Annotated in this window: 17 protein-coding genes; 7 read left to right on the plus strand and 10 right to left on the minus strand. The window is 42.2% G+C overall.

Features of this window, described 5'->3' with window-relative positions:
• Nucleotides 1-5: 5 nt before the first annotated feature.
• Together G509_RS0111540 and G509_RS0111545 are read right to left on the minus strand one after the other, a co-directional pair.
• A complete protein-coding gene (locus G509_RS0111540) occupies nucleotides 6-377 on the minus strand; it encodes a PUR family DNA/RNA-binding protein (protein WP_026991672.1) in 372 nt (123 codons plus the stop codon).
• Between the two features lie 69 nt (nucleotides 378-446).
• Nucleotides 447-2,204 carry an ABC transporter ATP-binding protein gene (locus G509_RS0111545; protein ID WP_026991673.1) on the minus strand — a complete coding sequence of 586 codons (1,758 nt, stop codon included), beginning with the start codon at nucleotides 2,202-2,204 and terminating at the stop codon, nucleotides 447-449.
• A 197-nt stretch (nucleotides 2,205-2,401) separates the two neighbouring features.
• Here G509_RS0111545 and G509_RS0111550 point away from each other — a divergent pair, with 197 nt between their 5' ends.
• The 4 genes from G509_RS0111550 (at nucleotide 2,402) to yajC (ending at nucleotide 5,364) form a co-directional block, all read left to right on the plus strand.
• Nucleotides 2,402-3,505 carry a Glu/Leu/Phe/Val dehydrogenase dimerization domain-containing protein gene (locus tag G509_RS0111550; RefSeq protein WP_026991674.1) on the plus strand — a complete coding sequence of 368 codons (1,104 nt, stop codon included), beginning with the start codon at nucleotides 2,402-2,404 and terminating at the stop codon, nucleotides 3,503-3,505.
• A gap of 123 nt (nucleotides 3,506-3,628) precedes the next feature.
• Nucleotides 3,629-4,540: a transcription antitermination factor NusB gene (gene nusB / locus G509_RS0111555; RefSeq protein ID WP_026991675.1), complete on the plus strand. Its 912-nt coding sequence runs from the start codon at nucleotides 3,629-3,631 to the stop codon at nucleotides 4,538-4,540.
• Between the two features lie 21 nt (nucleotides 4,541-4,561).
• Nucleotides 4,562-5,056, plus strand: a complete 495-nt coding sequence (locus G509_RS0111560) for a DUF1573 domain-containing protein (protein ID WP_026991676.1) — start codon at nucleotides 4,562-4,564, stop codon at nucleotides 5,054-5,056.
• 23 nt (nucleotides 5,057-5,079) lie between these two features.
• Nucleotides 5,080-5,364, plus strand: coding sequence for a preprotein translocase subunit YajC (gene yajC, locus G509_RS0111565; RefSeq protein WP_026991677.1), 285 nt, complete (start codon nucleotides 5,080-5,082; stop codon nucleotides 5,362-5,364).
• Between the two features lie 162 nt (nucleotides 5,365-5,526).
• On the opposite strand, the gene G509_RS0111570 is transcribed toward yajC, so the two are convergent.
• The 6 genes from G509_RS0111570 to G509_RS0111595 all read right to left on the minus strand — a co-directional run bounded on the left by G509_RS0111570 (nucleotide 5,527) and on the right by G509_RS0111595 (nucleotide 12,158).
• On the minus strand, nucleotides 5,527-6,108 hold the full coding sequence (locus G509_RS0111570) for a YdeI/OmpD-associated family protein (protein WP_026991678.1): 582 nt from the start codon (nucleotides 6,106-6,108) through the stop codon (nucleotides 5,527-5,529).
• A gap of 3 nt (nucleotides 6,109-6,111) precedes the next feature.
• On the minus strand, nucleotides 6,112-7,353 hold the full coding sequence (gene pepT, locus G509_RS0111575; protein ID WP_026991679.1) for a peptidase T: 1,242 nt from the start codon (nucleotides 7,351-7,353) through the stop codon (nucleotides 6,112-6,114).
• A 77-nt stretch (nucleotides 7,354-7,430) separates the two neighbouring features.
• On the minus strand, nucleotides 7,431-9,005 hold the full coding sequence (locus G509_RS22910) for a PAS domain-containing sensor histidine kinase (RefSeq protein WP_051200170.1): 1,575 nt from the start codon (nucleotides 9,003-9,005) through the stop codon (nucleotides 7,431-7,433).
• Between the two features lie 150 nt (nucleotides 9,006-9,155).
• On the minus strand, nucleotides 9,156-9,677 hold the full coding sequence (locus G509_RS21980; protein ID WP_242604865.1) for an HD domain-containing protein: 522 nt from the start codon (nucleotides 9,675-9,677) through the stop codon (nucleotides 9,156-9,158).
• Between the two features lie 40 nt (nucleotides 9,678-9,717).
• Nucleotides 9,718-11,049, minus strand: coding sequence for an SPFH domain-containing protein (locus G509_RS0111590; protein ID WP_026991680.1), 1,332 nt, complete (start codon nucleotides 11,047-11,049; stop codon nucleotides 9,718-9,720).
• The gene (locus G509_RS0111595; protein WP_026991681.1) at nucleotides 11,049-12,158 is read right to left on the minus strand and encodes a zinc ribbon domain-containing protein; all 1,110 of its coding nucleotides are present in this window, start codon (nucleotides 12,156-12,158) and stop codon (nucleotides 11,049-11,051) included. Before G509_RS0111595 ends, G509_RS0111590 begins: the two co-directional genes overlap by 1 nt.
• Nucleotides 12,159-12,302: 144 nt before the next feature.
• Between G509_RS0111595 and G509_RS0111600 the strand changes: the two genes are divergently transcribed.
• The 3 genes from G509_RS0111600 to guaB all read left to right on the plus strand — a co-directional run bounded on the left by G509_RS0111600 (nucleotide 12,303) and on the right by guaB (nucleotide 15,864).
• Nucleotides 12,303-13,334, plus strand: coding sequence for a quinone-dependent dihydroorotate dehydrogenase (locus G509_RS0111600; protein WP_026991682.1), 1,032 nt, complete (start codon nucleotides 12,303-12,305; stop codon nucleotides 13,332-13,334).
• Between the two features lie 89 nt (nucleotides 13,335-13,423).
• Nucleotides 13,424-14,287: a hydroxymethylglutaryl-CoA lyase gene (locus tag G509_RS0111605; RefSeq protein WP_026991683.1), complete on the plus strand. Its 864-nt coding sequence runs from the start codon at nucleotides 13,424-13,426 to the stop codon at nucleotides 14,285-14,287.
• Nucleotides 14,288-14,391: 104 nt separating this feature from the next.
• Nucleotides 14,392-15,864 (plus strand): IMP dehydrogenase, encoded by a 1,473-nt coding sequence (guaB, locus tag G509_RS0111615; RefSeq protein ID WP_026991684.1) that lies wholly within the window; start codon nucleotides 14,392-14,394, stop codon nucleotides 15,862-15,864.
• An 89-nt stretch (nucleotides 15,865-15,953) separates the two neighbouring features.
• Here the strand turns inward: guaB and G509_RS0111620 are convergent, their stop codons facing one another.
• Nucleotides 15,954-16,634 (minus strand): hypothetical protein, encoded by a 681-nt coding sequence (locus G509_RS0111620; RefSeq protein WP_026991685.1) that lies wholly within the window; start codon nucleotides 16,632-16,634, stop codon nucleotides 15,954-15,956.
• On the minus strand, nucleotides 16,631-19,900 hold the full coding sequence (locus tag G509_RS23105; protein WP_081663292.1) for a carbohydrate-binding protein: 3,270 nt from the start codon (nucleotides 19,898-19,900) through the stop codon (nucleotides 16,631-16,633). The genes G509_RS0111620 and G509_RS23105 overlap by 4 nt, the downstream gene beginning before the upstream one ends.
• Between the last annotated feature and the right edge of the window lie 10 nt (nucleotides 19,901-19,910).

Below are 19,910 nucleotides of genomic sequence, written 5' to 3' on the forward strand. Positions count from 1 at the left end.
ATATATTAAATATCGTCAAAATTAATGTTGGTAAAGCTTTCTGTGGTTACCGTTTCTTCGGCTCTGTCGCCAAACAGTTTCCTGAAATCTTTTTGATGCCTTTCAGAAATTACTTCTTCGCCTTTGTTGTTAAGAACATAGTTGGTCATTTCGTCTAAAATATCTCTAAAGGCGGCAAAATCTTCTTTATATAAATAGATCTTGTGTTTCTTAAAATGAAAAGAACCATCTTCTTCGGTAAACTTTTTGCTTTCAGTAATGGTAATATAGTAGTCGTCTGCTTTAGTTGCCCTTACATCAAAAAAGTATGTCCTTCGTCCTGCCCTTAAAACTTTAGAAAAGATCTCTTCCTTTTCCAGCATATCATTTTCTCTCATAACCTGTGTTCTTTTTATTGGTTCATGCAGATACCAAAAATCCAAAAAAAAACAATACAATGCAACAAATTACTGCATTTCTTTTTCAGAAAGTTGTTTTAAGTACAATTCTTTGTAATAACCCTGCATATTTACTAACTCATTGTGGGTTCCCTGCTCAATAATTTCGCCGTCTTCGAGTATTATAATCCTGTCGGCATTTTTAGCCGATGATACTCTGTGGCTTACAATAATTGTAGTTTTATCTCTGCAAAAATCCTGTAAGTTATTTAGTATAGCTTCTTCGGTTTCGGTATCAACGGCCGAAAGGCAGTCGTCCAGCAATAATATAGGAGCATCTTTTATAAGCGCACGTGCAATAGATACCCTTTGCTTTTGCCCGCCCGAAAGTGTAATACCGCGTTCGCCTAACACCGTTTCGTACTGATGTGTAAACGTTTCTATATTATGGTGTACTACTGCTTTTTTAGCAACGGCAACCACTTCGGCATCATCGGCATCTTCTTTACCAAATCGAATGTTGTTTTTTATAGAGTCGCTAAACAAAAAGGCATCCTGTGGCACAAAGCCAATACTGCCACGCAGGTCGTCCAGGTTTAGTGCCTTTACATTTTCGTTATCAATCTTAACAGCACCGCCATCAGCATCATACAATCGGCTTATAAGTGATAGCACCGTGCTTTTGCCCGACCCTGTTCTGCCTAAAATAGCCAGTGTCTCGCCCTTGTTTACACTAAACGATACATTTCTAAGTGCTGTTATATTAGTGTCTTCATACGTAAACGACACATTGTCAAAAGCAATGTGGCCTAAAACCGGCGAATGGTTAGGGTTTGTGTTTTTAATATCCGGTTCGGTTTTTAAAAACTCATTAATACGCTTTTGCGATGCTTCGGCTTCCTGCACCATACTGCTAATCCACCCTAAAGATGCAACCGGCCACGTAAGCATATTAATATAAAGTATAAACTGGGCAATGGTACCAATATCGGCAATACTGCCGTTAATGTACATGCTTCCACCTACGTATACCACTACCAGGTTACTAATACCAATAAGGAAAATCATTAGCGGGCCAAAAAGGGCGTTAACTTTAGCAAGGCTCATGTTCTTTTTAACACTGTCGCGGGAAAGTTCTATAAAGCCTTCGCCTTTTTGTTTTTCTAACGAGTAGGCTTTAATAACACGTATGCCCGAAAACATCTCTTGTGTATACGTGGCCAGCGACGATAAATTTTGCTGTGTTAGCGTGCTCCTTATATTAATTTGCTTGCTAACCCAGTAAATACTGTAGGCTAATATAGGTAGCGGTAAAAGGGTGTAAAAGGTAAGCTTAGGCGATATTAATATCATTTGTGTAATAATAACCACAAATCGTATTACGGTGTTAAAAGCATACATAATTGCCGGGCCTACATACTGGCGTACACGGTTAACATCCTCGCTAATACGATTCATAAGGTCGCCTGTACGGTTGCGTTTGTAAAAGCCCTGCGACAGGTTTTCGTAATGCCTGAATATCTCGTTTTTAAGGTCGAATTCTACGTGGCGCGACATAACAATAAGCGTTTGCCTCATAAAAAAGGTTAGTACGCCGCCAACAAGCGTTGTAAGTACAATTAGTAAAATGTCGTTGGTAAGGCTGCTTCTAACTGCGTCAGCGCCAATGGTATTGTTACTAAATTTTTCGATTTCTGATACCGAATGGCCAATGTACCCCGGTGTAAACAACGAGAATATCTGGGCAACGATGGTAATGAAAATTCCTAAGAAAAATTGAAATTTATATTTAGCAAAATATTTATTTAAATACTGTAATTCTTTCATGTTTTTATTGCTTCGGTGTTAAGCAAACGGGTAATAATTGTTAAAAATATTGCACATTCTGTATTGCAAACTCTCTAAAAAACGTTTTCGTATTTTATATATTATGCAAAAAAAAGCCGTAAATTCATCTTCGAATAATAAAATGTGTAAATTTGTAAAACATTTTTAGAACATCCTTCAAATTTAAATCAACTATTATGATAGCAGAAGTTGTTAAGGCTAATGAGCTTACCAAGATTGACCCTGTATTTGGGCAGCCATCTTTTAATGATCATGAACAGGTTGTTTTTTGCCATGACAAAGATACTGGTTTAAAAGCAATAATTGGCATACATAACACAGTTTTGGGCCCCGCACTTGGTGGTACCCGTATGTGGAATTATGCTAACGAATGGGAAGCCCTTAACGATGTTTTAAGGCTATCGAGGGGAATGACCTACAAATCGGCTATATCGGGCCTTAACCTGGGCGGTGGTAAAGCAGTTATTATTGGCGATGCCAGTAAAGACAAAACCCCCGAAATGATTACAAGGTTTGGCCAGTTTGTAAATTCGCTTAGCGGTAAATACATTACCGCAGAGGATGTTGGCTCTACAACTGCCGATATGGACCTTATTAGAGATGTTACTCCTTATGTAACAGGTATATCTGAAAGCCGTGGAGGATCGGGCAACCCGTCTCCGGTTACTGCTTATGGTGTGTACATGGGTATGAAGGCTGCTGCTATGCACCAGTTTGGCTCTAACAACCTTGATGGTAAAAAAATATTAGTACAGGGTACAGGCCATGTTGGCGAAACCCTTATTGACTATCTTACTAAAGAAGGTGCGTTAGTGCAGATATCTGATATTAACGAAGAAAAAATGCAATACATTGCCGGTAAATACGGTGCCAAAATTTTTAATGGCGACGATCTTTACAGTGCCGATGTAGATATTTATGCGCCTTGCGCCCTTGGTGCTACCATTAATGATGCTACTATTAATAAAATAAAAGCTAAAGTTATTGCCGGTGCGGCTAACAACCAGCTTGCTGTAGAGCAGGTACACGGTAAAATACTTATGGAAAAAGGTATTGCTTATGCTCCAGACTTTTTAATTAATGCAGGCGGTATTATTAATGTTTATGCAGAGATTGTAGGTTATGATAAAGCGGAAGCCCTTAAAAGGACTGAGAATATTTACAACACTACGTTAGAAATTTTCCACTTTGCTGAGGCTAACAACATTACCACACATCAGGCTGCAATGCAAATTGCACAAAAGCGTATTGACGAGAAGAAAAAAGAAACCGCTAAATAATTAGGGGTAAAAAAATATAATTCTTAATTTTGCAGGGCGAAAGTGTTTTTACTTTCGCCTTGCTAATTTTAAAATGTTCTTAAAAAGCGGATGTTAAACAGGAGACATATTCGGGTTAAGGTGATGCAATCTATTTATGCCATGCACCAAAATGATTCAGATAACCTGGAAAAGGAAGAAAAATTCCTGTTCCACAGCATAGAAAACATTCGCGATCTGTACCTTATCATGGTATCTGCCCTGGTAGAACTAAGGAACAGCGAGATAAGTTTTATCGAAAAATCGCAAAAAAAGCACCTTGCCACAGCTGCAGAGCGAAACCCCAACAACAAATTTATTAACAATCAGGTGCTTATCCTGCTGGAAGAAAGCAATCCGCTTAGTATTGCTATCGAAGAGCGCGGTATAGACAACTGGAAACGTAACGACGATTATATACTTATACTTCTTGAGGCTGTAAAAAGTAGCGAGATATATGCTAAGTATATGGAAACGCGCGAAAATACTTTTGAGGAAGACAGGGAGTTTATTGCCGACCTTTTTGTAGAGGTTATTGCCCCTAACGAAAAGCTATACGAATACCTTGAAGATTATAAACTAACGTGGGTAGACGATATTCCGGTAGTTAATACACTTATAAGTAAGCAGCTAAGGCAGATAATGCCCGAAGGGCGTGATGCTTTTTTTGTGCCAAGGTTGTATAAAGATACGGATGATAAAGATTTTGTGCGCGACCTTTTTCGTAAAACAATACTTAATAACCAGGAGCTGGCTAAAGAGTTTATAGATAAAACCCCAAATTGGGATACCGAACGTATTGCAGAGATAGATACTATAATACTTAAAATGGCTATTTGCGAGTTTTTAAAATTCCCATCTATTCCCGTTAAGGTTACTATTAATGAGTATCTTGAAATTGCAAAAGAATATTCGACACCAAAAAGCAGTATTTTTATAAACGGAATACTGGATAACCTGGTTAAGGATTACGAAAGTACAAACAGGCTCTCTAAAGCCGGTAGAGGTTTAATGTAATAACAATTTAAATTTTAAATTATGATTAAAAAATCAATCGCCATGCTTGCAATGGCATCTTTGGTACTGGCATCATGCAAAAAAGAAAATGCCGCTTTAAGGATAGATGATGCTACTGCTAAAAAAGCAGAGCTTGCTCACGCTGAATCTGGCAAACTGCCGGTTGCAAAGTTTGAAACAATGGATCACGACTTTGGTACTATTAACGCAGGCGAAAAAGTAAACTATACCTACAAATTTAAAAACGAAGGTACTGCCCCTTTGCTTATTAGCGATGCTAAAGCAAGCTGTGGCTGTACAGTACCAAGCTACACTAAAGAGCCTGTACAACCGGGCGCTACAGGCGAAGTTCAGGTGATTTTTGACTCTACAGGTAAAAGTGGCGATGTTCAAAAAACAGTTACCCTTACGCTTAATACAGAAAAAGGTACCGAAACTCTAAACTTTAAAGCTAAGATAGAGACTAAAGGTATTGGTACTAACGCTATGACAATAGGTGGCGGAGCAGCACACTAATTTAATTTTATTTATATAAAAAAATGGGACAGTTACAGTCGTTATTACCCTTTTTGCTAATTATTGTTGTAATGTATTTTATGATGATAAGGCCACAGCAAAAAAGGGCTAAACTTGAAAAACAATTTGAAAGCGAGCTAAAAACAGGCGATAAAATTATTACCAAAAGCGGCATACACGGCAGGATTGCCGAGCTTGCCGAAACTACGGTAGTGATAGAAACTATGGCGGGTAAACTTAAGTTAGAGCGTAGCGCTATATCTTTAGAGCTAAGCCAAAAGCTAAACGCACCAGCTAAAACCGCATAACCTTACAAGCAAACACAAAGCAAAAGCCCCATTATTTTAATGGGGCTTTTTTGTATTTTATTATTTGCTTTTAACTCATTCAACACCATCATAGTGATGCGATTGCGTTGCTAACTGCCACTGTAAACTGATTACTGTTATAATACTGCTTACTAAATACCGTTAACCCCTGTACTTATCGTGCAGCCCAATTCCACCCAGTATCATAGGAATAACTTTCTCAAGGCGGGCAAGCTTTGTTTTTTCCTGTTTGGCTTCGGTAATGTATTCGTTAAACTCTTTTTGCTTGTAGGGCGAAAATTTTGCGAATGCCGTTGCTAAATCAGTATCCGAATCCAACTGCTGCTGTAGTAGTTGCGGTATGGCAATTTCTTTTTTTTCGGGCGTAATGGCAAGGCCTGCTTTTTCTACTTCAATAGCCTCGTTTATGTACTGTAGTACAAGCTTTTCGTTAATTTCGTCAAGGCTTTCAAAGCGCCATTGGCGTAACGATTTTGTGTTGCCTTCGTTGGCATTTACCAAGATATTCGCGGAGTCTTTTAGAAAAACACCCTTAAAAAACCAAATGGTAAAAAAGTTTTTAAAACCACCTATACCCAAAACGTTCTTGCCGTTAAGGGTATAGATAGTTCCACCCCATTTGGTGGTTTCAACCAGTTCAGTCCGGTTAATAATGTCCTTAATAACTTCGAGCTCATTACCCCACTGATTGGTCTTGTCCCAGGTTTTTTTAGGGGCTTCCATATTTTATTTAGGCAAAGCAGTAAGTTCGGCAATACGTACAATAACATCGGTAGCTTTTTTCATGCTTTCTACAGGCACGTACTCATACTTGCCGTGAAAGTTATGCCCACCCGCAAAAATGTTGGGGCACGGCAAACCCATGTAGCTAAGCTGGCAACCATCGGTACCGCCACGAATAGGTTTTATAAGCGGCTTAATGTCAAGGTCTTTCATGGCCTGCTCTGCAATATCAATAATATGAAAAACCGGTTCTACCTTTTCTTTCATGTTATAGTACTGGTCTTTAACCTCGGCCGTTATAATATCGCCGCCAAATTGTTTTTCGAACTTGCGGTTTAATTTATCGGTAATTTTTTTGATAAGCTTTTTACGCTTGGCGAATTTTTTGCTATCGTGGTCGCGTATTATAAGCTGAACAACACTTTCTTCTATACTGCCGGTAATGCCCGTAACATGAAAAAAGCCTTCGTAGCCCGATGTATGTTCAGGTACTTCTTCTTTTGGTAACGATGATATAAATTTGTTGGCAATAAGCATCGAGTTGATCATTTTGCCTTTAGCATAGCCCGGGTGTACACTTTTACCTTTAATGGTAATTTTAGCGCCGGCTGCATTAAAGTTTTCGTACTCCAGTTCGCCTATCTGGCTGCCATCCATAGTGTAAGCCCAATCGGCGCCAAACTTGGCTACATCAAATTTATGTGCGCCACGGCCAATTTCTTCATCGGGTGTAAACCCAATTCGAATTTTGCCGTGCTTAATTTCCGGGTGCTTAATAAGGTACTCCATTGCGGTAACAATCTCGGTAATACCGGCTTTATCATCGGCACCAAGCAGGGTAGTGCCATCGGTAGTAATAAGGGTCTGGCCTTTGTATTGCAGCAGGTCTTTAAAATAGCCCGGAGAAAGTACAATGTTTTGATCGGCATTTAGTATAATATCGCCGCCATCATAATTTTCGATAATCTGGGGTTTTATATTAGCGCCGGTAAAATCGGGTGTGGTATCAAAGTGCGATACAAAGCCAATAACAGGTACATCGTGCGCTACGTTAGAGGGCAGGGTAGCCATAATATAGGCATTCTCGTCTATAGTAACATCATCAAGGCCAATGGCTTTAAGTTCGTCTACAAGTTTATTGGCAAGGTCCCATTGTTTTGCGGTGCTGGGGGTAGTATCAGAGTTTGGGTCAGATTCGGTATCAACAGTAACATAGCTGATAAAACGGTCTATTATGTGCTGCATTTTTAATTTGTTGAATTAATGAAAGCACAAATTTACGATTTATTTATATTTTGAAGATGCCAAAACCGGCCTAATAATTAAAGGGGAAGCTGTATTGTAAACGTTGCTCCCTGCCCGGCAACCGAGTGTGCCGTAATAGTGCCTTTGTGGTGTTCTACAATTTTTTTACAGATGCTAAGGCCAATGCCCGTGCCGTTAAATTCGCTTTTGCCATGCAGGCGCTGAAAGAGCTTAAAAATCTGGTCGGCGTACTGCTCGTCAAAGCCTATACCGTTGTCGCTCAGGGTGATTTCTACCAATTTGGTATCATTTTCTGTAAGCAGTCGGCTTTGTATGGTTATAACCGGCTGGCCGGTATTGTATTTTAGTGAGTTGCTTATTAAGTTAGAAAACAACTGGTGCATTTGCAGTGGGTTGGCTTTAATGGCAGGCAGTATGTCGCATTTAATTACGGCTTTTTTATCGGCTACAACCAATTCAAAATCAGTAAGTACATTCTCTACAATATTATTAAGGTCTACGGTGCTAAACTGGCTTTCGGCGCTAAGGCGGCTGTAGGTAAGCACATCTTGTATAAGGTTAGACATGCGGTTGGCCGATGCATTAATTTTAGACAGATACCCTTTTGCGGTGGCTGCATCCATATTGCGATCGGCAATTATGCTTAAAAAGGTCTGAATTTTACGCAGCGGCTCCTGCAAATCGTGGCTGGCAACATAGTTAAACGATTCCAGCTCTTTATTGCTTTTTTCTAATTCCCGGTTTTTTTGCTCTAAAAGCAAATTAACCATATTAAGCTTGGCAGTACGCTCTTTTACCTGATGCTCCAGGCGGGAATTAAAAGCGTTGAGCTCTTTTTCTGCCTTTTTACGAAGGGTAACATCGTTAAAAATAACGGCAATCTTATTGTCCTGCTTTTTGGTTAAAGGGAATGCAGATACCTCATACCAACCGTCTATAAGTACGGCCTCCTGCTCAAAATACTTTGGTTCCATGTTTTTGGCAATGCCGCCGTAAAGGTCGAACCAATGCTGCTCGTGGAGCGGGTTCATACCTTTTATGCTTTTGCCACGGGCATCTTTAAGGCCGGTTTGATTTTCGAAAGCCGGGTTGTAATCCAGGAAAATATAATCGCAAGGATGGTCGTTTTCATCAAAAACCATTTCTATAATACAAAAGCCCTGGTCTATAGAGTTAAAAAGCGAAAGGTATTTTTCTTCGGCTTTTTTTTCGATAGAGGCATTAACATCATCTTCGGCAAGGCGCCTATCGGTTACGTTTTCCCAAACGCGCACAAGGTATTCGCCCATTTTGGCATCGCTAACGCTATACCATTGCTGTACGCCGTTAAAGTCTTTAATACTGCGTTCCCACTTTTGGCCCTGGCCGGTTTCCATAACCTTTATCATACTTTGCAGTTGGTCATACTGGTCTGGTATAAGCTCTGTAAATCGTTTGCCTGTACAATCTGCACCGTTAAAAAATTCAAGGCTGGCTTTACTAATCAGGCTAAATTCAAAATCAACAACCCTGTTGTTTTTATCCCTCACGGCGGTAAAAACAGTAGTGCGATTATTGGGCGCGTTAAAAGCCGCCTTCATAAGTTGCAGGGTATCTGTCTGATCAGGAATATGTCCTGTAGCGGTATTCATTAGTAGTAGGTAATTTAGTATTTGGGATGCTTAAAACCAAAAATAAGAAATTCTAATATTAAATAAGCAACGTTAGTTCTTTTTTAAGATTTGTATAAGACTCTTTTTGATATTTACCCTTAAAATGAGTGGTTTTAAAGATATCGCCCATCAAAAGTGTTGCAATGCTTTGGTGCGACCGGGTTTGTATAAAAAGTCAGGATAGATGCTGTATTCTTTACGAACCGCATTTGAATAGTTATAATAGGTATCCCAATTGGCTCCTAAAATGGCCAGATCGGCATCGGTAAACAGGTTGGTGTCGTCATCGGGGCTTAGTTCGTGCAGTTTGGTAGCCACGATCTGGCTGTAACACTTGTTAATTTTTTCTGCGGGATAATTAATTTCAGCTAAGCGTTGCGCGGCAACATCGGCGCTTTTTTCTTCGTTTTCTTTGCTGGTGGCCTTATAAACAATATCATGGTAAAAGAGCGAGAACAACAGGGTATCCCAGTCTGCAATACTATCCTGCAAAGGCAGCAGCTCGTTATACATATTTTCCAGGTGATGGAGGTTATGATAATGGCGCTTTTTACCGGAGTATGCCTTTTCTATCTCAGCCCAAAGTTTTTCGGTAAGCACAATATCAGCGCTATACCGGCTAACCAGGGCTGTAAATATTTCTTTTAGCATTATTGATAGTTATTAGTAAAACTTTACGCCTGCTAACAGTTTATTGTTTTTTAGTCAGGTTTATTTTAGAGGTTTTAGCTGTGGCTGCATCAGCACCCGGTGGTGGCGGAGGTGGCGGTGGCACCTGTGCAAAAACCTGTGATACGCCTGCCGCGGCAGATGCGGCCTCCCAGTTTTGCATGCCTTGTTTCCACACAAAATGATCTGGTGTAAACTGGCCCGACAGCGCAAACTCCTGCAACTGGGCTACTGTATATGGCCCCGATTGCTGCCCATTTAAAGCTATATGCCAGGTTATTGCCGGTGGGGGTGGTGGGGTGTTGGTAATATTGCCCATCATGCCGCCCATCTGGTTGCCCATTGCACCGCCAACGGCCATGCCGGTTGCTATACCCAACGGACTAAACCCGCCGCCGTTGCCCAGGTTTATATTGCCCATAGCCCCAAGGTTGTTGGCCGCTGTTTTTAAAATATCGGCCTGTAGGTCTACCTGGTGCACGGTAAAGTTTTTACCCTCTACACCCATTTCTATATCCTTGCGCTGTATGCGGGCAAGGTCGCCCATGTTGGTAATCTCTACATCGGTTTTAGCGCCTGTAAAACGCGTTTGCTGGTCGACGGTGGCGCCTTTAAGCTGCCTGTAGTTGGCATCGGTATCATCCAGCTCTATGGCGTTAATGTCTATGCGTTTAAGGTTAATGCCAAAATCGAGTTCAAGGTCGGTAGCCAGTTTTGCCTGCAGGTAGGTGTTAATATCATCCAGTCTGCGCTCCAGCTGCATAACAGGCAGGCCGGTCTCCGCCGGAATATTTAAAACAATGCTCTTAATCTTTCGGGTAAAAAAGTCTTCTATCTGGTCTTTAAAATCAGATAGCTCAAAATTTACCAGGCGGTACAGCTTTATAAAATTAGCAATGTTGGTAATATTGAATGTTAACGACCCCCGCACGGCGCACGGCACGCCCAGATCTGGGAAACGGTTATCAAAAACATCAAAATACGGAATGCCGAATTTTATCTGGTTGTTTTGCTGAAGGTTAAAAAAGTACACCTGCGCCATAAACGGCGAATCGCCGCCATAAGCAGCACCAACAATGTTGGTAAGTATGGGCAGGTTGGCCGTTTTAATGGTCTGGTCGGCAGGGCCGGTTATAATATCAAACGCATTGCCGTTTTTTTGGTCGTAAAAAAGTATGGCAGCCTCGCCGGCGTTTACGCGAAGCGTACTGCCGTATCTAATGGCATTTTCTTTAGATGTAGTATTGGGCTCTCCGTTAGGCGACCATTTATGTACAAGGTAATCTTTTTGGTTGCAGCTAATAACATCCATAAAGCCGCCTTCGTTTCCGCTAAAAAAGTTTAGTATGCCCATTATTTCCTTGATTTTTTATTTTTAAGCTTTTCTTTCTTTAACTCTGATTTGTATGACGATTCAGATATCTTAATCAATGTAAGTAATCTATCTTTAGTAGAGTAGCTTGCTAATCCTGCTTTTTCTTTAGCTTCGGTAAATTCTTTATCTGTAATAAGATCGTTAACCTGCTTTTCTACTACTGCATCAATTTTACCTTCAACAACACCCGAAACATATTCATCATAACGTATGGTAGCAATTAATTTAAGAGCGCCATCATAATCTTTTGCATTGGTAAGGCTGTCAATTTCCATATCGCGTATTGTGGAAAAAAAAGTTCCTTTATCCAGGGCATCTTCTACTTTAGATAATGATTTTTTTGCCTCACTTATTCTACCCGCATTAATATGGCGAAGTGTAGCCTGCTTTGGGGTTTCGGGTGGTGGCGGCCCCGGCGGCAGGGTAGCAAAATAATAAAAGCACCAGCCAAGAGCACCATAAAATATAAAAATCATAACCGCAGTAACAGCATCGCCCGTTTGCCTTTTACCAATAATGCTGTCCCTTTCGGCCAGTTTGTTATTAATGTAGGTATTTATTTTTTGGTCGTCTCCATATTTAGTACGTAGTGTGGCAGCCTGGCTATCGGTGCTGGCAATAATCCTTTCGTTTATATAGGCGTGCCTGTCAAACAACGCTTCTTTTTTAATTAGTTTTTTGTAAATTATATATAACCCGGCGGTAAAAATAATTTTTAGTACCGATTTAAAAATTTCCGAAGCTCCTGTTTTTGGTACCGATCGTAACGCCGTAATGCTGCTGTCCAGGCTGCGCGTCATCTCGTCCAGCGTTTGTATGTCTACTTTAGATTCAGAGTAAAGCACATAATCGCACGATGGGCATACGCGGCTAAGGCCGCTTAAAATTTCGCCACAGCTGGGGCATTTGTCAACTTTTGGCCTGCTGCTCTTATTTATTTCGTACAGTTTGCCCTCCAGTATCATTTCCAGCTCGTCTATATCAAAGCCCAGGTTTTGCGCTTTTTTTATAAGTACCTGCTTTTCTTTATCGGTAATATAACCGTCTGCCAGCGCATATTCTACCAGCTTTTGTAATTCGGGGTTCATTAAGGCGTTATTTGTATTTATTGGTATTCCAAATTTACACATCACAAGTAAATATGCAAGTTTTTAGGGGGCAATTGTATAAAAATATAAAAAAAGCAGATTAATTTTAATTTTTCTATTTTTGCACTACGCAACACCACAACTATGTACAAATCGCTCATAAGGCCGCTACTTTTTAAATTCGATCCGGAGAAAATCCACCACTTTACGTTTTCGTCTATACGTTTCTTAAACAACATACCGGGTATGCCCGGCGTGCTTAAGTCTGTTTACAACGTAACCGACCCAAGACTGGAGCGCGAGGTATTTGGACTGAAATTTAAAAATCCGGTAGGGCTTGCAGCGGGCATGGATAAAGATGCCAAATTGTACAAAGAACTATCAGCCCTTGGTTTTGGCTTTATAGAAATTGGTACGCTTACCCCAAAACCGCAGGAGGGCAACCCTAAGCAAAGGCTTTTTAGGCTGCGCGAAGACAGTGCCATTATAAACCGTATGGGCTTTAACAACGGCGGTGTGCACGATGCTGTAGAGCGCCTTAAAAACAACCCTAAAGGCAAAGGCCATGTGCTTATTGGCGGTAACATTGGCAAAAATAAGGTTACACCTAACGAAGATGCCGTAAGCGATTACGAAATTTGTTTTGATGCATTATACGATTATGTAGATTACTTTGTGGTGAATGTAAGTTCGCCCAATACACCCAACCTGCGCGAGTTGCAGGATAAAGAGCCGCTTACTAAATTGCTGCAAACATTGCAGGATAAAAATGCGGCCAAACCAAAGCAAAAACCAATACTGCTTAAAATTGCACCCGACCTTACTGATGAGCAGTTGCTGGATATTATAGATATTATAAAAACCACCGGCATTGCTGGGGTTATTGCCACTAACACAACTATATCGCGCGAAGGGCTGCAATCTGAAAATAAGGCAGAGATGGGTGGCCTTAGCGGCAAGCCATTGGCTAAACGCAGTACAGAGGTTATTCGTTTTCTTTCAGAAAAAAGCAATAAGGCATTTCCTATAATAGGGGTGGGCGGCATACACAGTGCCGACGACGCGATTGAAAAACTGGAGGCGGGAGCAAGCCTTATACAATTGTATACCGGCTTTATTTATGAAGGCCCGGGGCTTATTAAGGCTATTAATAAAAGGATCTTAGGTTCTAAGTAACTTAGGCCTTTAGGATTTTTAGATTGTTGGACTTTTAGATAGTAGAAAGTTCTAAGTAACGCAGCAACTAAGTACCTCAGTACCTAAGAATGGAAAAAATAAAAATAATAGAATGCCCCCGAGATGCCATGCAAGGCATTAAGGCATTTATACCTACAGAGCGCAAAATTACCTACATACAGTCGTTACTGCGTGTGGGTTTTGATACTATAGATGTAGGCAGTTTTGTTTCGCCCAAGGCCATACCGCAAATGCAGGATTCTGCCGAAGTGCTGGCCGGCCTGGACCTTAGTACAACCAAGAGTAAATTACTGGCTATTATTGCCAACACCCAAGGCGCCGAGGCCGCAGCTAAGCAACCTGCCATACAATATTTAGGTTATCCGTTTTCGATATCCGAAAACTTCCAGATGCGTAATACCCACAAAACCATTGCGCAGTCTATTGTTACGTTACAGGAAATTTTAGACATTGCCCATGCTGCCGATAAAGAGGTGGTGGCCTACCTGTCTATGGGGTTCGGCAACCCGTATGGCGACCCGTGGAATGTAGATATAGTAGGCGAGTGGACCCGAAAACTGGCCGATATGGGGGTTAAGATACTATCGTTATCCGATACGGTGGGTACCTCTACGCCCGAAGTTATAGAGTACCTGTTCTCTAACCTGATACCAAAATTCCCGCAGGTAGAATTTGGTGCGCATTTGCACACAACGCCCGACAGGTGGTTCGAAAAAATAGATGCCGCTTATAAAGCAGGGTGCAGGCGTTTTGATGGCGCCATACAGGGCTTTGGTGGCTGCCCAATGGCTACAGATGAGCTTACAGGCAACATGCCTACTGAGAAAATGCTATCGTACTTTACTACAAACAAAGCAGATTGCGGACTTAATTCCCTTAGTTTTGAGAGCGCTTATAACGAGGCTACCAAGGTTTTCAGGGAATTTCATTAATATAAATTATGCCTATATTAACATAGAAATAATTTATAAAATTAGATTTTTGTAGTATCTTAAAAAACACTATATTTGCATGCAATTTAACTACAAATTGCAACATGAAAGCACATACAGATAAAATCATCGGCGAAGGCCTTACCTACGATGATGTTCTACTGGTTCCTAACTACTCTGAAGTTTTACCCCGCGACGTAAGCATACAGTCTAAATTTTCAAGAAACATTACACTTAACGTTCCAATTGTATCGGCCGCTATGGATACAGTTACCGAGAGCGCTATGGCAATTGCTATGGCCCGCGAAGGTGGTATTGGCGTTTTGCACAAAAATATGAGCATTGAAAAGCAGGCTAACGAAGTTCGCAAGGTAAAAAGGGCAGAGAGTGGAATGATAATAGACCCTGTTACGTTGCCACTTACGGCTAACGTTGGCGATGCTAAAAGCGTTATGAAAGAGTACGGTATTGGCGGTATACCGGTGGTGGACGAAAACGGTACGCTTAAAGGTATTGTTACCAACCGCGACCTTCGTTTTGAGAAAAACTTTACCCGCTCTATACTTGAGGTAATGACTACCGAAAACCTTGTTACTGCCGGAGAGGGCACAACCCTTGAGGTGGCAGAAGGTATCCTTCAAAAAAATAAAATAGAAAAACTACCGGTTGTAGATGCTGATTATAAATTGGTTGGCCTTATTACCTTTAGGGATATTACTAAAGTTAACCAAAAGCCTATTGCCAATAAAGATAAGTTTGGAAGGCTTCGCGTGGCTGCTGCCCTTGGCGTTACTGCCGATGCGGTGCAAAGGGCCGAAGCGCTTGTAAACGCCGGTGTAGATGCTGTTATTATAGATACTGCCCACGGCCATACTGCCGGTGTGGTTAAAGTACTTAAAGAGGTTAAGGCTAACTTTCCCGGCCTTGATGTGGTAGTTGGTAATATTGCAACTCCTGAAGCTGCCCTTTACCTTGCCGAAAACGGTGCCGATGCGGTTAAAGTTGGTATTGGCCCAGGTTCTATTTGTACTACCCGTGTGGTTGCCGGTGTTGGTTTCCCGCAATTTAGCGCTGTATTAGAGGTTGCTGCTGCCCTTAAAGGCACCGGTATACCGGTTATTGCCGATGGTGGTATTCGTTACACGGGCGATATTCCTAAGGCCCTTGCAGCAGGTGCAGGCAGCGTAATGCTTGGATCGTTACTTGCAGGTACTATGGAGTCTCCGGGTGAGACCATTATTTTTGAAGGCAGGAAATTTAAATCGTACCGAGGTATGGGGTCTGTAGAGGCTATGAAAGAAGGCTCTAAAGACCGTTATTTCCAGGATGTGGAAGATGATGTTAAAAAATTGGTACCGGAAGGTATTGTGGGCCGTGTGCCTTACAAAGGCGAGCTTTTTGAAAGCATGCTTCAGTTTGTAGGCGGGCTTCGCGCCGGTATGGGCTACTGTGGGTCTAAAGATATTGAGACCCTGCAGGAAACCAGCCGTTTTATTCGCCTTACATCAAGCGGTATTGCAGAGAGCCACCCGCACGATGTTACCATTACTAAAGAAGCGCCAAACTATTCAAGATAATTTTTTAGTAGTGTAAGCTCCGAAAATAAAAACGGCCCATGCATTTTGCATGGGCCGTTTTGTTTACAAAAACTAACTAACTCAATAATTTATAAAACTTTAAACTGGTATATAGGCGATGTTGCTGTGTTACCAAGGGCATCTGTAGTAACCACCTTCCAGTAATAAGTGCTGCCTGCCGTTACCGTAGCCGTTGTGGTTTGGGTAGTATACGTGCCCAAAAGGGTAGTGGGGTTGGCATTGGTATCTAAATAAATTTTGTGGTTTACAATGTCGTTATCCAGATCGGTAGTAGCCCATTGCAGGTTTACTGATGGCCCCCCTACCGAGCTGCTCATTGCCGGGGCAACAAGATCGGCCGGGAAAGGAGCATAGCTGGTTACACCATCGCCGGCATTGTAAAACTTCCACGTTTCGCTGTTAACCGATTTGTCTGCCTTATTAGCACTAACATACCACGAATACGGTGTAGCCTTATTAAGCGTAATAGCCATAGACGTATTGGTAGACGCATTGTATTGCAGCGTAGCCTGGGTATCCAGATTTTTTACATACACAAAATACGACTCCGTATCGGGTGCTGCATCCCACTTAAAAGTAACGGTGCTTTGTGTTTCAGAGGTCACTACACCCGTAGTACACTCCGAATTCTGTTCTGGGAAAAGCAGGGCTGCCGCATCGCTGTTGCCGGTTCCGCCGCTGCCGCTGTCGTCGCTTCCGCAGCCAATTATGGCGGCAGAAAAGGCTAATGCCATTAGTATCTTTTTCATTCTTTTACAATTTTAGTGTTAAACGCCGTAGTGCCGCTAACTATTTTCATAACATACACACCCGCTGCAAGGGCGTTTACATCTACCGATAAAACTTCCTGATTGCTGCTGTACTCTTTAGCAATAATCAGTTTGCCCAGCAGGCTGTAAACTTCTACATAAACATTATTTTCCTGCGCTGCGGCAACTGCAACATACACAGTACCATCGTTTACCGGGTTAGGGTACACCTGTACGCTCTCGCCAATGGCAAAGCTTTTGGTGTAAATGCCCTGGCAATCGTTCTGGCCCTTTACTACAACACTGTTAACGCCCGGTTTAAGGCTTAGCTGTATTGTGTTTTGGGTAGTGGTAAAGGTGTCGTTATTTAGCGTTATGGTATAAATATCATCGCCGTAAAGGTCTAATTCTACCTGATTTTCATTAGGGATTATCCTTGAAAGGACTGAGATATCTGTAGGCTCATCTACAACCAGGTCAAAGCACTGCTTGTAAGACGGAGCTTCCGGCAGCGTAATGCAAAGCTGGTAGTTGCCCGCCTGTAAATTACTAAAGGTTGTATTAGCTGTAAAATTAGCCGTCTGGTTAACACCATTGCCCGTAACTGTAGCCACATAGTTATGATTAGCCGTTGCTGTAACTGCAATAGAGCCGTTGTTAGACGTTCTGCATGTTTCGCCGGTTGCCAATACCCTAAAGTTACTACCGGGCAGTGTAAACAGCGTACAGCCGTTAAAATCGACCACATCTCCAGCAGGGGTGCCGGGACATAAATCGGAAGCATTAGCAACACCATCATTATCATCATCCGGGGCCATTTGGGTGAATTTGATCCAGTTAAGGTTAAAGCCATCAGCAGTAATATTAACCCTTAAGTAATACCTTCCTGCCGGCATCTCAGCCTGAGATACTGTAGTTGCCCATGTTTGCCAAGCACCTGTAGGGGCTATGCTAACGGTTTGAATATCCTGCGTATCGGCATTAATAAGCTGTAGCTTGATACCGCCGGTTTTGCTTTCGCCCGATGTACGGTACTCAATTTTGTAATTGCCTGCTGTGTTAACGTTAACCAGGTAATCAAGGTAATCGCCGGCATCGGTATAGCCAATGTTTTGGCCACCACCAACATCGCTGGTGTTTTCCAGGCTAAGGCCGTTGTTTACGTAAAAGTTTTCAGCCTGTATAACGCCGCTTATCTGATAGATAGTACCCATCCTGTTAACCACCGGCTTATCTATAAAGGCAGCCTGAGATGTAGCATCTGTAGCCAGAAGATTAGTGCCTGCGTAAGTTAGTGTAACTAAATCGCCTGCGTTTATTGGAGTAGCAGGAGTAATAGTAAATGTGCTTTCGGATTCAGCCATAGTGGTCGAAGTAATTGCCACAGCAGCACCGTTTACTTTTAGTGATAGGTTACTTTCAGAAAAATTAATGCCCGACTGCAACTCTTTGTTGAAGGTTACATTTATTTTATCGCCAAGAATATTAGTGGCGGCATCGATAACTTTAAATACGGCATCAGTTGAAGATGACGGGTTTTTAAAGTCTAAGTAATTGAGGTTAAAATCGCCCTGAGTAAAATAAACCCTTACTTTGTTGGTGCCTGCTTTAAGCAGAACATCGGTTAAAGTAACGGTAGCCCAGGTATTGTAATCTCCGGTTGACTGAAGGTTTATCGTTTCAGATATCCAGCCGTTCTCATCTTCTAAATGCAGCGCGCCACCCATGCCGGCGTAGCGGATATCTACATCGTAAGCAGTTAACGTTGCCGACGGAATGGTAAACTGCAACCACTCGTTAGCCTCTATATAGCCTACCTGTAAACCATTAGTAACAGCATCGGTACAGGCTTGCAGGTCTACACCATCGTTACGGCCGGTCCAGCCGTTGTTCCATGCTGTGTACGAGCCACCATCTACATGATACGTGCCCACAACATTATCTTTATAAGCATAACCGTTAGTACCAAGGTCGTAATCGGCAGCATACACTTTACCCGGAAGGGTATGTGTTGTATACGGAAGAGTTTCCAAAGTTTGCACCTGCCTGAACATGGCATCTACCACATCTTGTTTTATGGTAATGTTCTCGTTCTTAAAATTCTCTGCAAGCTGCATTAACGCCGCTGTAGCCGTGGCTGCCGATGGGGCAGTGCCGCCATTGTTCCAGTAATTAAGCAATTGCTGGTAGCCGGCATTTTTTGTTACCGATGTAACGCCCGATATGCTCTCTACCTTTTTAACCGGCCAGAACGACCAGCCGATATTGTTGGTTTCAACAAGCGAAATTGCATCCCTAAACCAAACGTTAGAGTTCTCGCCGCTTTCGCCCAGCCATAACGGTACGTTTTGCTCTGTACGGATGTTTAGCATACCCTGGATTGAATTCTGGTTGGTGTTGTTCCAGTATTTGTGGAAGCTAACCGTCATGTTATTATCCCAAAGCGGAAAAATGCCATTATAATTATTACCCCAGCAGTTACCCTCTATAATAATCATGTGGTTGGTGTCTACCGCCCTAATGGCAGCAGTAATATCTACCATAAGCTGGCGCAGGGGCGCATTAGAGCCCTCGTCGCAGCCGTTTTGGTTACTGCCTGTAAAGTTCCAGTTAGGCTCGTTAATAAGATCGTACGCACCAATCCACGGGCTTGTTTTATAACGGTCGGCCAGCTGTGCCCAAAGGGCTATCATTTTTTGCTTGTTGGCAGGGCTTTCCCATAATGATGGCTTAGTATCATCGTAATCAGATATATTAGCATCCTTACCCTGGCCACCCGGCGCAGCGTGCATGTCTAATATAAGGTACATCTGGTTATTAGCACACCATTGCAATAGTTCGTCTGTCCTCTCGAAACCTTCGGTAAGCCAGGTATTCTGACCCGCAACGGGTTCGTTTTCTACAGGCAGCGTGTACAGGTTGTAATGCATTGGCAGCCTTACCGAGTTAAAACCCATTTGCTTTAGCATAACGATGTCGGCCTCTGTAATGCCGTTATCGCGGTAGGCCTGGTAAAAAGTTTCGGTAGCAGGTGCGCCAATTAATTCCTCTATTTTTTGGCGAATTTTGTGTTGTGGCCCTGCAAAACCATCGGTTTGCAGCATGTAGCCTTCCTGTACCATCCAGCCGCCAAGGCCAAGCCCGCGAAGCAGTACATTATCGCCATTGCCATTTACAATATTTTGTCCGCTCTGGTGCAAATACCCCTGGCTAAAAGCCGGCAGGGCAAGTGCCAGAACAAAAACACTGATTAATTTTTTTATCATAATAGTATGT

Source organism: Flavobacterium subsaxonicum WB 4.1-42 = DSM 21790, assembly GCF_000422725.1.
Taxonomy (GTDB): Bacteria; Bacteroidota; Bacteroidia; order Flavobacteriales; family Flavobacteriaceae; genus Flavobacterium; species Flavobacterium subsaxonicum.